Source organism: Streptosporangium heterodermiicola, from assembly GCF_051390675.1.
Classification (GTDB): domain Bacteria; phylum Actinomycetota; class Actinomycetes; order Streptosporangiales; family Streptosporangiaceae; genus Streptosporangium.
Map to the genome: position 1 here is coordinate 143260 of NZ_JBPJSR010000021.1, position 14772 is coordinate 158031.

Here is a 14772-nt window from a genome sequence, read left to right on the forward strand (position 1 = left end):
GTGGTCCGTCCGGCTGTGTGACGAGCTATCAAAAGCCCGGCCCGGCCGACTGTCAACCCCCGGGCGGTCAGGAGTTCTCGCACCATGGAGACCTTCCCGCAGGAGATGTGAGCGCTAACAAGAGAGTATGCGCCAGTTAAGGGCGTGATGACGGCAACGTCAAGTAGGCGTTAACAGATGATCTCTGAGTAATCAGACCGTAATGTCGGGAGTGCTTGACGAGAGGCGTTGTTAGCGCTCACAGTCTGTCCCAAGCCATCCTGAAGGAGTCGACCGTGAGCCCGAGTCTCGAACGACGCCCGCCGGTGATGGCGGACGTCGCCACGAGGGCCGGTGTGTCGCACCAGACGGTCTCTCGCGTGCTCAACGATCACCCCAACGTCCGCGCCGAGACCCGGGCCCGGGTGCTGGAGGCGATCAACGAGCTCGGCTATCGGCGCAACATGGTCGCCCGCGCCCTGGTCACGAGACACACGCGCACCCTCGGGGTGGTCAGCTTCGACACGACCCTGTACGGGCCCGCGAGCACGGTCTACGGGATCGAGCAGGCGGCCAGGGCGGCAGGATACTTCGTCAGCATGGTCAGCCTCAAGACCATCGACACCGCGGGCGTGCGCGACGCGCTCGGCTATCTGGCCGAGCAGGCCGTCGACGGCATAGTGGTGGTCGCGCCGCAGCGTTCGGCCGCCCCCGCGCTGGCCGACGTGCCCACCGACATCCCCGTCGTGGCCGTCGAGGGCAGCCACTCGGGCGACGTGTCGGTGGTCAGCGTCGACCAGGTCGAGGGCGCACGCCTGGCCACCCGGCACCTGCTCGACCTCGGCCACGAGACCGTGTGGCACGTCGCCGGTCCGTCCGACTGGCTGGAGGCCGACGGGCGGATCGAGGGCTGGCGCGAGGTGCTGACCGACGCGGACCGCCCGGTCCCCGAGCTGCTTTCCGGCGACTGGAGCCCGCGCTCCGGCTACGAGGCCGGGCTGCGCCTGGCGGCGACACCGGGCGTCACCGCGGTGTTCGTCGCCAACGACCAGATGGCGCTCGGCGCGCTGCGGGCCTTCGCCGAGCGGGGCGTGCGGGTGCCCGAGCGGCTCAGCATCGTGGGGTTCGACGACATCCCCGAGTCCGAGTTCTTCACCCCGCCGCTCACCACGATCAGGCAGGACTTCGGGGCGGTCGGGAAACACAGCATCGAGGTCCTGCTCAGGCAGATGGAGGCGGGAGCGGAATGGTCCCACGAGCGACACGTCGTCCCGCCGCGGTTCGTGGCCAGGGCCAGCACCGCGCCGTTCCGCGCCTAGGGCCGCGCGCTGTGATCCCGCGCGCTGTGATCCCGCGCGCTGTGGTCCCGCGCGCTGTGGTCCCGCGCGCCGTGATCCCACTTGGCGTGGTTCCGCGTACGGTGACCTCGCATAGCTTGGTCCCGCGTGCCGTGGTCCAGCGCACGGGGCCGCGTACCGTGGTGTCGTGCCCGAGGTCGCGGCCGGGTCCGGGTCCGGGCGCCGTTCCCGGCTCGGGTCCGCGACGTCCCGGCGCGCCGCACCGCGCCTGAACCCCGCGGGTCCCGCGCGGTCGCCCGCGCCGGACCCCCGTACAAGCCCGCACCAAGCCCGTACCGAGCCTGTGTCGAAGTCCCGAAGTTCCGAAGTCCCGACGTGCTGGAGATGATGTGAACGCTAACAACGATCGTTACGTGGTCGGTGTCGACTTCGGTACGCTGTCGGGCCGCGCCGTGGTGGTGAGGGTGGGCGACGGTGCCGAGGTGGGCGCCGCCGTGCACGAGTACGCCCACCGGGTGATCGAGGACCGGCTGCCGGGCACCGGGGCGCGCCTGGGCCCCGACTGGGCGCTGCAGTCGCCGGAGGACTGGCGGGAGGTGCTGCGCCAGGCGGTGCCCAAGGCGGTGGCCGCGGCCGGGATCTCCCCGTCGCAGGTCATCGGCCTGGGGACCGACTTCACCGCCTGCACCGTGCTGCCCGCCACCGCCGACGGCGTCCCGCTGTGCGAGGTCGACGGGCTCACCGGCCGCCCGCACGCGTGGCCGAAGCTGTGGAAGCACCACGCGGCGCAGTCGCACGCCGACCGGATCAACGCCGTCGCCGCCCGCAGGGGAGAGACGTGGCTGCCCCGCTACGGCGGGAAGATCTCCTCGGAGTGGGCGTTCGCCAAGGGCCTCCAGGTGCTGGAGGAGGACCCGGAGGTCTACGACCGCGCGGAACGCTGGATCGAGGCCGCCGACTGGATCGTCTGGCAGCTCACCGGCGTGGAGACGCGCAACGTGTGCACGGCCGGGTACAAGGCCATCCGCCAGGACGGCGGCTACCCCTCCGCCGAGTTCCTCGCCGAGCTCAACCCCGCCTTCACCGGCTTCACCGGCAAGCTCGGCGGGGAGCCGTCCCCCCTGGGCGGCCTCGCCGGGCGGCTGGACGCCCGCGCGGCCGGGTGGACGAAGCTGCCCGAGGGCATCGCGATCTCGGTCGGCAACGTCGACGCCCACGTCACGGCCGCCGCCGCCGACGCCGTGCGGCCCGGCCAGATGGTCGCGATCATGGGCACCTCCACCTGTCACGTGATGTCCTCCGACGCCCTGGCCGAGGTGCCCGGCATGTGCGGCGTGGTGCGCGACGGCATCGTGCCCGGCCTGTGGGGGTACGAGGCGGGCCAGTCGGGCGTCGGCGACATCTTCGGATGGTTCGTCGAGACCTCGGTCCCCGGCTCCTACGAGCGCGAGGCGGAGGAGCGCGGGCTCACCGTGCACGAGCTCCTCACCGAGCTCGCCGCCGCGCAGCGGGCCGGGCAGCACGGCCTGGTGGCGCTCGACTGGCACAACGGCAACCGCTCGGTGCTGGTCGACCACAACCTCTCCGCCGTGGTCGTCGGCCAGACGCTCGCGACGCGGCCCGAGGACACCTACCGGGCGCTGATCGAGGCCACCGCGTTCGGCGCCCGCACGATCGTGGAGACCTTCGAGGGCTCCGGGGTGCCGGTGACCGAGTTCGTCGCCGCCGGGGGCCTGATCAGGAACCGCTTCCTGATGCAGGTCTACGCCGACGTGCTGCGCCGCCCCATCTCGGTGATCGGCTCCGAGCAGGGCTGCGCCCTGGGGTCGGCCGTCCACGCCGCGGTCGCCGCCGGGGCCTACCCCGACGTCACCTCGGCCTCGGCCGCGATGGGCCGGCGCGACGAGGCCGTCCACGTCCCCGACGCCGGGCGCGCGGACACCTACGACCGGCTGTACGCCGAGTACCGCCGCCTGCACGACCACTTCGCCGGCGGGGAGATGCTGCACGGCCTGCGAGCCCTGCGCAACGAGGCCGTCGCACCGGCCGGCGAGGACGGGAAGAGCACGTCGACGAACCAGAACCAGAACGAGGAGGACGCGTGACCGGGCGCGAGGAACACCTGACCGGGCGAGCGCTGCCCCCGCCTCCGTGTGCGGCAGGGCGTCCGCTCCCGCGTGCGGCCGGACATCCGTCCCCGCGTACGGCAGGGCGACCGGCCCCGCGCGGAACGGGGGCGGCCGGATGAGCGCCGCCGTCAGGAGGCTGCGGGAGACGGTGTCCGCGCTCCACCGGGAACTGGTCCGCTACGACCTCGTCGCCTGGACCGCCGGGAACGTCTCCGGCCGGGTCCCCGGCGAGGACCTCTTCGTCATCAAGCCGTCCGGGGTGATGTACGAGGACCTCACCCCGGAGTCGATCGTGGTGTGCGACCTGGACGGCGAGCTGGTCGAGGGCGAGCTGGCCCCGTCCAGCGACACCGCCGCGCACGCGTACGTCTACCGGATGATGCCGAGGGTGGGCGGCGTGGTGCACACCCACTCCACGTACGCCTCGGCCTGGGCGGCGCGGGGCGAGGCCATCCCGTGCGTGCTGACGGCGATGGCCGACGAGTTCGGCGGCGAGATCCCGGTGGGGCCGTTCGCGCTGATCGGCGGGGACGACATCGGCAAGGGGATCGTCGCCACCCTGGAGGGCCACCGCTCCCCGGCGGTCCTGATGCGCAACCACGGCGTCTTCACCATCGGCGCGGACGCCCGCGCGGCCGTCAAGGCGGCGGTGATGTGCGAGGACGTCGCCCGCACCGTGCACGCGTCCCGCCTGCTGGGCGAGCCGGTGCCCATCGAGCAGTCCGACATCGACAGTTTGTACAACCGCTACCAGAACGTCTACGGGCAAAGGAGTCCGCGGTGACCCTCCACGAGCGCGAGATCTGGTTCCTCACCGGAAGCCAGGGCCTGTACGGCGAGGACACGCTGGCCCAGGTGGCGGAGCAGTCCCGGCGGATCGCCGGGCAGCTCGACGAGACGCTGGCGTTCCGGGTGGTGTGGAAGCCCGTGCTCACCGACGCCGGGGCGATCCGCCGGGTCTGCCTGGAGGCGAACGCCTCGGACGCCTGCGTCGGGGTGATCGCCTGGATGCACACGTTCTCCCCGGCCAAGATGTGGATCGCCGGGCTGGACGCGCTGCGCACGCCGCTGCTGCACCTGCACACCCAGGCCAACGTGGCGCTGCCGTGGAGCTCCATCGACATGGACTTCATGAACCTCAACCAGGCCGCGCACGGCGACCGAGAGTTCGGCTACATCCAGGCCCGGCTGGGCGTCGCGCGCAAGACCGTCGCCGGGCACGTGAGCGACCCGGCGGTGGCGGCGCGCGTCGGCGCGTGGGCGCGGGCCGCGGCCGGGCGCGCGGAGGTGGGCTCGCTGCGGCTGGCCCGCTTCGGCGACAACATGCGGGACGTGGCGGTCACCGAGGGCGACAAGGTGGAGGCGCAGCTGCGCTTCGGCGTCTCGGTCAACACCTACGGGGTCAACGAACTGGTCGCCGCCGTCGACGCCGCGGCGGACGCCGACGTGGACGTCCTGACCTCCGAGTACGAGGACACCTACAAGGTCGCCCCCGAGCTGCGCACCGGAGGCGAGCGCCACGACTCGCTGCGCTACGCGGCCCGCGTCGAGCTGGGGCTGCGCCGCTTCCTCACCGAGGGGGGCTTCGGCGCGTTCACCACCAACTTCGAGGACCTCGGCGGGCTGCGGCAGCTGCCCGGGCTCGCGGTGCAGCGGCTGATGGCCGACGGCTACGGCTTCGGCGGCGAGGGCGACTGGAAGACCTCGGTGATGGTCCGCACCCTGAAGGTGATGGCGGCCGGTCTCCCCGGCGGCACCTCCTTCATGGAGGACTACACCTACCACCTCACCCCCGGGCAGGAGGTCATCCTGGGCGCGCACATGCTGGAGGTCTGCCCGACGATCGCCGCCGGGGTGCCCTCGTGCGAGATCCACCCGCTGAGCATCGGCGGGCGCGAGGATCCCGTCCGGCTCGTCTTCGACGCGGAGCCCGGCCCCGCCGTGGTGGTCGGACTGTCCGACATGGGGGACCGGTTCAGGCTGGTGGCGAACGAGATCGACGTGGTCACCCCCGCCGAGCCGCTGCCCAGCCTGCCCGTCGCCCGCGCGGTGTGGAGGCCCCGCCCGAACCTGAGCACCTCCGCCGAGGCGTGGCTCACCGCCGGAGGCCCGCACCACACCGTCCTGTCGTCGGCCCTCACCACCGAGGAGCTCACCGACCTGTCCGAGATGCTCGGGGTCGAGCTCCTGGTCATCGACGCGGACACCACTCCCCGCCAGTTCGCCAAGGAGATCCGCTGGAACCAGGCGTACTACCATCTGGCCCGCGGTTTCTGACCCGCCGGATCCCGCTCGCCCGTCACCCGTTCCCGCCGTTGGAGACCCGCTGTACGCGATCGTCGGTCGCACGCGGCCTTCAGCCGTACGCGGGAAGGGTGGTGACGGTGGCGCTACGGGCGGAGCCGGTGGCCGTCGTCCAGCAGGCGGGAGAGCACGCTGAGGGTGGCCGCGCCCGCCGCGACGCCGCTGAGCAGGGAGAGTGGCCAGGCGGACCCGGCCACCAGGGCGAGCGCGCAGGCCAGCGTCGCGATCACGGCCGTGGCGGCCACGACGAGCAGTCCAGGTACGGAGAACATCGGCTCACTCCCGCAGGGTGCGCCGCCGGGGTTCCGGCGGCACCGTGGTCGAGGACCGGATCCGGTCGGACCCGTACTCGCCCCGCTATGTTCTGCCCATCCTAGGCGCGGTAATCATGAACCGGACGAACTCGTACTCGTCCTGATACATCCCGCCCGTCCTGGGCGCGGTGATCACGAACCGGGGGTGCCGCGACCTGCGGCGGGGCCGGGGGAGCGGGTGGAGCGTGGACGCGGTGTTTCCCATGAGCCGCCGGGACCGCGCGATCCGGGACCGCGCGGTCCCGACGGATCATGAAATCCCCTGTTTACCGTTTCCTCGCCACCCGCCGGGTCACCCGGCGCCCCTGCCGAACCTACGGCAGAGGGTGTGAGGCGCGGTTGCCCGTCCGTGCCCGATGCTTGCCTGTCCGCGCACGATCGGCCCGGCACCGGTTTACCCCGCCGCTCGCGCGGGTCGCCGTCCGGCCGTCCAGGGGTGGTGCCCGGTGTGCCCGGCCCTGCCGACAGGGTAGGAAGCACTGGTCACATCTGGGCGTCATTCGTGTGAAATTCAGTGAACATGGCCACTCGGTGTGATCTTTCGTGCCTGCCTTTTCCGCTCTGAGCATTGCTTTTGTGTGTGAACAAGTACCGGTCTCTTGTTCACCAAACTCAGGTCTGATAGAACAAACGGCACATGTAGGTCGGGTGGGCCGTCAGTGCGGCGATCCGCTCACCTCGCGGCCTATCCCTCATGGCCCCTGGAGGACTGCGATGCCCGGTTTCCCTCACGCCCACGGTCCGGTGTCCGCCGCGCTGTCCCGTCGTTCGATCCTGCAACTCGGGGGTGGGGTCGCCCTCCTCCTCGCGACCGGGTGCGCCGCCGGGACCAAGGCGGGCGGCTCGGACACCCCGGCGGCGAGCGCGGCCCCCGGCGGGAGCGGCGCCCCGGCCGCCTCGGCGCTGCGGATCGCGGTGGGCAGCTACCTGAGCAGCTGGGACCAGGACTTCGTCGGGTTCGACCTGACCGCGCTGATGCTCTACAAGAACGTCTTCCCCTACATGGTCGACTACGGGGTCACCCCGGTCGGCGACGGCCAGATCCTCGACACCGAGGCGATCGCCCCCACCTTCGCCGAGTCCTTCGAGCCCGACGCCGACAACAAGGTCTGGACCCTCAAGCTGCGCAAGGGCGTGAAGTTCGCCAGCGGCAACGAGATGACCGCCAAGGACGTCAAGTGGTCCAAGGACCGCGCCTTCGCCGCGAAGGCCAACGTCGCCGGGATCTACCGGCTCATCGGGCTCACCGAGGCCGACCAGGTCAAGGTGGTCGACGACCACACCGTGACGTTCACCCAGGCCTTCCCCAGCGCCCTCACCCGGCAGATCCAGGCCATCTCGCTGTACGTCTTCGACTCGGAGGAGGCCAAGAAGCACGCCACCGCCGACGACCCGTGGGCCAAGGAGTGGTTCGCCAAGAACCCCCCGAGCGGCGGCTACTTCAACGTGGGCAAGGCGGTCCAGGGCCAGGAGATCGTGCTCACCGCCAACACCGGCTATCCCGGCCCCGACGGCGCCAAGACCCCCGAGATCAGGCTCTCCGTGGTGCCCGCCGCCGCCAACCAGCGCCTCCAGCTGCAGAACGGCGACATCGACATCGCCTTCGGGATCGGCCAGCGCGACATCAAGGACCTCAAGACCACCCCGGGCATCAAGGTCATCTCCGCGCCGAGCAACAACCAGGTCGCCATCCAGATGTCGGTGACCACCGCGCCCTTCGACGACCCCGCCGTCCGCAAGGCGCTCGCCCACGCCGTCCCGTACGAGCAGATCATCGCCAACGTCTACGGCGGCGACGCGCGGCCCGCGAGGAGCGTCGTCCCGCTGGACATGCCCGGCTACTCCGAGACCGGCTACCCCTACGCCTACGACGTCGCCAGGGCCAAGGAGACGCTGGCCGGGGCGGGCAAGACCTCGGTCGCCTCCGAGCTGGTCTTCCAGACAGACAGCGAGGAGCAGCAGCAGATCGCCGTACTGGTGCAGAGCGAGGCCAGGAAGGCGGGCATCGAGCTCAAGCTCACCCCGCTCGACCCCGCCACGCTCGCCGAGCGCAGGGAGAAGAAGAACATCCCGCTGCAGGTCACCGTGGGCCAGCTCTGGGTCAACGACGTGGAGTACATGCTCGGGACCAGCTTCACCAAGGGCGCCAGCCTCAACTACTCCAACTACGTCAACGACGAGATCGAGAAGATCTTCGAGGACTCCCACACCGTCGTCGACGAGGCCGAGCGCGCCAAGCTCTGGCTGCGCGTGCAGGAGATCCTGGCCGGGGACGTGCCGTGGGTCGTCGTCTGCCAGCCCAACTTCAACCTCCCCGTCAGGGAGGAGGTCGCGGGCTGGGTCCAGCCGATGGACGGCCTGGCCCGGCTGCGCTACCTGAGCGTCTCGAAGTAGTCCGTGCGCGTCCTCCGGTTCCTCCTCGGACGGCTGCTCCAGCTCGTCCCGGTGCTCCTCGGGGTGGTCGTCCTGACCTTCCTCCTCGTCAGGGTCCTGCCGGGCGACCCGATCCGCACCATTCTCGGCCCCAACGCCACGGAGGCCGACGCCGCCGCCGCGCGGGCCAGGTTCGGGCTGGACCAGCCGCTGTGGCGGCAGTTCCTCGACTACGCCGGGGGACTGTTCACCGGTGACTTCGGCACCTCCATCCAGAGCGGCGCCTCCGTGGGCTCGGAGATGGCCGTACGGATCGGGCCGACGATGGAGCTCGTGGTGATCGCGCTGATCGTGGCGCTGGTGCTGGCGACGGTGCTAGGCATCTGGTCGGCGCGGAACGCGGGCCGGTTCGGCGACCATACCGTCCGCGTCGCGGCGCTCGTCGGCAACTCGGTGCCGGAGTTCTGGCTCGGCCTGGTGCTGGTCCTCGTCGGCTACAGCGTCCTGGGCTGGTTCCCGGCGCCCAGCGGCCGGGTGGACCCCGACACCGACCTCAGCCTGATCACCGGCGCCGACCTGCTCGACGCGGCGCTGACGGCCAACGGTCCCGCGTTCGTCTCGGCGCTGGAGCACCTCGTGCTGCCGGTGGCCACGCTGGTGATCGTCATCGTCGCGCCGCTGCTGCGCAGCGTCCGGGCCTCCGCGCTGGAGGTCCTCGCCTCCGAGGCGTACGCGGCCGCCGCCGCGCACGGGCTCAGGGACCGGCTGCTGCTGCGCGGCTACCTGGTACGGGCCACGCTGGTGCGCCTCCCCGCGCTGGCGGCCCTGGTGTTCGGCTTCTCCATCGGCTCGACGGTCCTCGTGGAGTACGTCTTCTCCTGGCAGGGCTTCGGGCAGTGGGCGCTGCGCGGCCTGCTCTACCGGGACTACCCGGTGGTGCAGGCGTCGGTGCTCGTGATCGCGCTGTTCTACGTGGTGGTGTTCCTCGTCGCCGACGTCGTCCACGCGGTCCTCGACCCGAGAGTGAGGATCTGATGCCGGACGCCGAACACGCCCCCGAGACCGGACGCGTTCCCGAGGCCGAGCACGTCCCCGAGGCCGGCCGCGTACGGAGGCCCGGTGAGGCGCGCCCCCCGAGGGCGAAGCGCGTCCGGGAGGCCGGTGGGGACCGGCGCTTCGCGTCGTCCCTGATCACGGCCGGTTCCGCGATCCTGCTCCTGGTCGCCGTGGCGGTCGTGTTCGCGCCGCTGCTGACCGCGTGGGGCCCCGAGGAGATCGACCCCCTCGCGTCCCTCGCCCCGCCGGGCGGCGCCCACCCGCTGGGCACCGACCTCAACGGCATGGACGTGTGGAGCCGGGTCCTGTACGCCGCCAGGCTCGACGTCGGCATCGCGGTCGCCGCGGTCGCCCTCGCCGTGGTCGCGGGCAGTCTCGTCGGCCTGGTCGCCGGATACCGGGGCGGCTGGCCGGACGACGTGCTGATGCGGGTGCTCGACGTCTTCCAGGCGTTCCCCACCTTCATCCTGGCCCTCGCGGTGGCCGCGCTGCTCGGCGGCGGGACCGCCAACCTGGTCGCGGTGATCGCGCTGGTGAACGCGCCCGCGTACGCCCGGCTGGTGCGGGCCGAGGTGCGCTCGATCAGGGAACTGCCCTTCGTGGAGGCGTCCCGCACCTCCGGCTCCTCCTTCTGGGGGGTGCTCTGGCGGCACGTACTGCCCAACAGCCTCACGCCGGTGCGCGTCATCGCCCCGCTGAACTGCGGCTGGGCGATGCTCACGCTGGCCGGGCTGTCCTTCCTCGGGCTCGGCGTGCCGGTGCCCACCGCCGAATGGGGCGCGATGATCAGTCTCGGCACCGGGGACGTCGTCGCCGGCCGGTGGTGGACCTCGGTGCCTCCCGGCCTCTTCCTGCTGATCTGCGTCCTGGGCTTCAGCCTCCTCGGTGAGGGCCTGCAGGAACGCGCCGACTCCACGAGGAGGTGACGGACGATGACCCTCCTGTCGATCGAGGACCTCTCCGTCGTGATCCACCGTCCGGGACGCCGGGTCGCCGCGCTGAGCGGGGTGAACCTGAGCGTCGAGCCCGGCGAGGTGGTCGGCCTGGTCGGTGAGAGCGGCGGCGGCAAGAGCATGGTGGCCCGCTCGATCGTGGGCCTGCTGCCCGGCGGCTCCCGTACGACCGGGCGGGTCGTGTTCGACGGCGCCGACGTGCTGACGATGGGCGCCGCCGAGCTGGAGTCCTTCAGGGGGCACGGCGCCGCGATCTGCTTTCAGAACCCGCGCGGCGCGCTCAGCCCCACCAGGACCGTGGGCCGCCAGCTCGTCGACCGGCTGGTCACCCACCGGGACCTGGCCCCCGCCCCCGCCAGGGAGGTCGCCGCCGAGCTGTTCGAGTCGGTCGGCATCCGCAGCCCGAGGCGCCGCCTGGACGCCTACCCGCACGAGCTCTCCGGCGGCATGGCGCAGCGCGTGATGATCTCGCTGGCCACCGGGTGCGCCCCCGGCCTGCTGATCGCCGACGAGCCCACCACCGGGCTGGACGTGACCCTCACCAGGGAGATCCTCAACCGCTTCCGGCTCGCCGCGAACGCCGAGCGGCGCGGCGTCCTGCTCATCTCCCACGACCTCGCCTCCATCGCGGAGGTCTGCGACCGCGTCGTGGTGCTCTACGCGGGGACGGTGGTGGAGAGCGGCCCCGGCCCGCAGGTGCTCGACGAGCCCGCCCACCCCTACACGCGGGCGCTGCTGCGCTCGGTGCCCGACATCGACGGGCGCCCGGTGACCGCCACCCCCGGCGCGATGCCGCTGCCGGAGGAGGCGCCGTCCTCCTGCCCGTTCGCGCCGCGCTGCGCGCACGCGACGGAGGTGTGCGCGACGGAGCTGCCGCGCGCCGAGGCCCTCGCCTCCGACTGGAGCGCCGCCTGCTTCCACCCCCGCTCCGGCCCCCTCACCGATCTCGCGGACATTCCCGATCTCGCGGAGCCGCCTGCCCGTACGGCGGCGGGCGGGGAGGTGCTGCGGGTCGAGGACGCGCACGTCCTCTACCGGGCCCGCTTCGGCGGCGGGGGCCACCACGCCCTGCGCGGGGTGAGTCTCGGTGTCGCCGCGGGCGAGACCCTGGGCATCGTCGGGGAGAGCGGCTGCGGCAAGAGCACGCTCGCCAGGCTGATGCTCGGCCTGGTGGCGCCCTCCCGGGGGAGGGTCGAGGTGGCCGGGCGGGTCCTCTCCGAGCTGCGCGGCCGGGAGCTGCGCCGCCTGCGTACCCGGGCCCAGCTGGTCTTCCAGGACCCCGTGGGGTCGCTCAGCCCCCGGCGTACCGTGGCGGACGCGATCGGCGAGCCGCTGCGCGCCGCCGGGGTGCCCGCCGCCGAGCGGGCCTCGCGCGTCGCCCGCGTCCTGGAACGCATGGAGCTGGACCCGTCGATCCTGGGACGGCGCCCGCACGAGCTGTCCGGCGGGCAGGCGCAGCGCGTCGGCATCGCCCGCGCGCTCGTCGGCGACCCCGACCTGATCGTCTTCGACGAGCCGACCTCGGCGCTCGACGTCACCGTGCAGGCGCAGATCCTGAAGGTGATCGCCGAGGTGAGCGGCGACCGCTCGCGCGGCACGGTCTTCATCTCCCACGACCTGGCCACCGTCCGGGGGTTCTGCGACCGCGTCGCGGTCCTCTACCTGGGGCGGATCGTCGAGGAGGGGCCGGTGGAGGAGGTCTTCGGCAACCCGCTGCACCCGTACACCCGGGCGCTGCTGGCCGGTGCCCCCAGCCTCGGCGCCGGGTACGGCGGCCCGCGGGTCGAGCTGACCAAGGACCTGGAGGAGGCGGACGCCGCCGGGGGCTGCGCCCTCGCGCCGCGCTGCCCCTTCGCGACCGGCGAGTGCCGGGAACAGGAGCAGGAACTCCGCCCGTACGACGCGAGCCTGGTCGCCTGCCGCCGCGCCGCCGAGATCCCCGCGCTGATCGAAAGGTTCGAAAGGTGACACCCGCGATGCCCGACCCCAAGCACCTCCGGCTCGCCGTCGACATCGGCGGCACCTTCGTCGACGCGATGGAGCTGGACACGCGCACCCACGAGGTGCGCTTCAGGAAGGCCTCGACCACCCCGGCCCGCCCCTGGGAGGGCGTGCTCGACGCGGTCGCCGCGCTCGGCACCGACCTGTCGCGGGTGGAGCTGTTCATCCACGGCACCACCCTCGGCCTCAACGCCGTCCTGGAGCGGCGCGGCGAGCCCACCGGGATCGTCACCAACGACGGCTTCCGCGACATCTTCCTGATCGGCAGGGGCAACGTGCCCTCCGACCACATGTACGACTTCCAGTACGAGCGGCCCGAGAGCCTCGTGCAGCGGCGCCACACCGCCGGGGTGCGGGGGCGCCTCGACCACCGGGGCCGGGTGGTCGAGGAGCTCGACGCCGCCGGGGTGCGGGAGGCCGCCCGCGTCCTCGTCGAGGAGCGGGGCGTGGTGTCGATCGCCGTCTGCTTCCTGCACTCCTTCCTCGACCCCTCCCACGAGCGGGAGGCCGCCCGGATCATCCGCGAGGCGTACCCGGAGGTGACGGTCTCGGTCTCCACCGACATCGTCAGGGAGTACCGCGAGTACGAGCGGACCAGCACGACCGTCCTCGACGCCTACATCCGGCCGATCTTCGAGAGGTACGTGGACCGGCTGGAGCGCGGGCTCGCCGAGCGCGGGTTCGACGGGCGATTCCTGATCATGCGGTCCGGCGGCGGTTCCATGACGTCGGCCGTGGCCAAGACCTCCCCGACGCACACCGTGCTGTCGGGCCCGGCGGGCGGCATCGTGGGCGCGGCGCACATCGCCGCCGCCCTCGGTCGCCGGGACCTTCTCACCTTCGACATCGGCGGTACGTCGCTGGACGCGTGCGTGATCGAGCACGGGTCCCCGGTGGCCGCCTACGAGGCGCAGCTGGAGCACTTCCCGCTGCTGATCCCCACGTACGACATCCGCACGATCGGCGCCGGAGGGGGCTCGATCGCGTGGCTGGAGCGGGGATTGCTGAAGGTGGGGCCGCAGAGCGCGGGTGCCGACCCCGGCCCGGTGTGTTACGGCCGGGGCGGCACCCGCCCCACTGTCACGGACGCGGCGGTCGTCCTCGGCTACGTGGACCCGGACCGCTTCCTGGCCGGGGCGATGGAGCTGCGGGCCGACGCCGCCCGCGCGGCGCTCGACGAGCAGGTGGCCGGGCCGCTCGGGCTCGGCCCCGAGGCCGCGGCGGCGGGCGTCTTCGACGTGCTGCTCGCCAGGACCGTCGGCGCGGTCCGGCAGATCACGGTCGAGCGGGGCCACGACCCCCGAGGCTTCTCGCTGCTCGCGTTCGGCGGGGCCGGGCCGCTGCTCGCCCCGCTGCTCGCGGCGGAGATGGGCATCGGCGAGGTCATCGTGCCGTTCGCCCCGTCGGGCTTCTCCGCCTGGGGCATGCTCAGCGCCGACATCGTCGACGACTTCTCCCGTACGGTGATGGCCACCCTCGACGACGCCGACCTCGACGCGCTGGAGACGGTGTTCAAGGGCGTCGAGGCCGAGGCGGTCGCCTCCCTGGAGGCGCAGCGGGTCCCGGCCGGGCGCATGGTCCTTGAGCGCCAGTTCGAGCTGCGCTACCTGGGACAGGAGCACTCGCTCATCGTCACCGCCGGTCGCGACCTCGACCGGGACGCGATCAGGCGGGCGTTCGAGGAGACCCACGCGGCGCGGTACGGGCACGCGATGGACAACCGGGTGCAGATCCTCAACCTGCGGGTGCGGGGCGTCGGCCGCACCGACAGGCCGGAGCTGGTGACGCGCCCGCCGGGCGACGGCGACGCGGGCCGGGCGCTGCTCGCCCGCAGGGACGCCTACGACTTCGGCACCCGCGCCACGGCGTCGTTCGCCGTCTACGACCGCGCGCTGCTGGAGCCGGGCGACGCGTTCGACGGGCCCGCCCTGATCGACGAGGGCACCTCGACCACCGTGGTCCCCTCGGGCCAGCGGGTCGAGGTCGAGGAGCACGGCTACCTGCTGGTACGGCTTGTGGAGGCGGCGTCATGACGGATCGGCTGGACGGCGGGAACTCGGCCGGTGAGCGGTTGGACGGGGCGACCGCCGAGGTGGTGCGCAGTTACCTGCTCGCGGCGGCGGAGGAGATGCGGGCCACGCTGATCCGCACGTCGTTCAACCCGGTCATCTACGAGGTCCACGACTTCGGCATGTCGATGTACGACGCGGACCTGCGTCTGATCGCCGAGGCCACCGGGCTCACCTTCTTCCTCGGCGCCAACGACTTCTCGCTGCGCAAGGGTGTGGAGTATGTGGGGCGGGAGAATCTTCATCCGGGTGATGTGGTGTTGTTGAATTATCCGTACTGGAACGCGGCGCATTCT

Annotated in this window: 11 protein-coding genes; 10 read left to right on the forward strand and 1 reads right to left on the reverse strand. The window is 72.2% G+C overall.

The window, feature by feature from the left end; genetic code table 11:
- The first annotated feature begins 308 nt into the window (after positions 1-308).
- The 4 genes from ACSC1Q_RS34470 (at position 309) to araA (ending at position 5683) form a co-directional block, all read left to right on the forward strand.
- Entirely contained in the window at positions 309-1298 is a 990-nt protein-coding gene (locus ACSC1Q_RS34470) for a LacI family DNA-binding transcriptional regulator (protein WP_436762910.1), read from the forward strand.
- A gap of 368 nt (positions 1299-1666) precedes the next feature.
- Positions 1667-3382 (forward strand): ribulokinase, encoded by a 1716-nt coding sequence (gene araB, locus ACSC1Q_RS34475; protein ID WP_436762899.1) that lies wholly within the window; start codon positions 1667-1669, stop codon positions 3380-3382.
- Between the two features lie 139 nt (positions 3383-3521).
- Positions 3522-4190 carry an L-ribulose-5-phosphate 4-epimerase gene (locus tag ACSC1Q_RS34480; RefSeq protein WP_436762900.1) on the forward strand — a complete coding sequence of 223 codons (669 nt, stop codon included), beginning with the start codon at positions 3522-3524 and terminating at the stop codon, positions 4188-4190.
- Entirely contained in the window at positions 4187-5683 is a 1497-nt protein-coding gene (gene araA, locus ACSC1Q_RS34485) for an L-arabinose isomerase (protein WP_436762901.1), read from the forward strand. The genes ACSC1Q_RS34480 and araA overlap by 4 nt, the downstream gene beginning before the upstream one ends.
- 113 nt (positions 5684-5796) lie before the next feature.
- Here the strand turns inward: araA and ACSC1Q_RS34490 are convergent, their stop codons facing one another.
- Positions 5797-5982, reverse strand: coding sequence for a hypothetical protein (locus ACSC1Q_RS34490; protein ID WP_344743693.1), 186 nt, complete (start codon positions 5980-5982; stop codon positions 5797-5799).
- 756 nt (positions 5983-6738) lie between these two features.
- On the opposite strand from ACSC1Q_RS34490, the gene ACSC1Q_RS34495 reads away from it, so the two are divergent.
- The 6 genes from ACSC1Q_RS34495 to ACSC1Q_RS34520 form a co-directional block, all read left to right on the forward strand.
- Positions 6739-8418 carry an ABC transporter substrate-binding protein gene (locus ACSC1Q_RS34495; RefSeq protein ID WP_436762902.1) on the forward strand — a complete coding sequence of 560 codons (1680 nt, stop codon included), beginning with the start codon at positions 6739-6741 and terminating at the stop codon, positions 8416-8418.
- 3 nt (positions 8419-8421) lie between these two features.
- Entirely contained in the window at positions 8422-9432 is a 1011-nt protein-coding gene (locus ACSC1Q_RS34500; RefSeq protein WP_436762903.1) for an ABC transporter permease, read from the forward strand.
- Positions 9432-10379 carry an ABC transporter permease gene (locus tag ACSC1Q_RS34505; RefSeq protein ID WP_436762904.1) on the forward strand — a complete coding sequence of 316 codons (948 nt, stop codon included), beginning with the start codon at positions 9432-9434 and terminating at the stop codon, positions 10377-10379. The genes ACSC1Q_RS34500 and ACSC1Q_RS34505 overlap by 1 nt, the downstream gene beginning before the upstream one ends.
- A 6-nt stretch (positions 10380-10385) precedes the next feature.
- A complete protein-coding gene (locus ACSC1Q_RS34510; protein ID WP_436762905.1) occupies positions 10386-12374 on the forward strand; it encodes an ABC transporter ATP-binding protein in 1989 nt (662 codons plus the stop codon).
- Positions 12371-14440 carry a hydantoinase/oxoprolinase family protein gene (locus ACSC1Q_RS34515; protein WP_436762906.1) on the forward strand — a complete coding sequence of 690 codons (2070 nt, stop codon included), beginning with the start codon at positions 12371-12373 and terminating at the stop codon, positions 14438-14440. Before ACSC1Q_RS34510 ends, ACSC1Q_RS34515 begins: the two co-directional genes overlap by 4 nt.
- Positions 14437-14772: hydantoinase B/oxoprolinase family protein (locus tag ACSC1Q_RS34520; protein ID WP_436762907.1), on the forward strand; the 336-nt coding region annotated here is incomplete at its 3' end. The genes ACSC1Q_RS34515 and ACSC1Q_RS34520, both read left to right, overlap by 4 nt.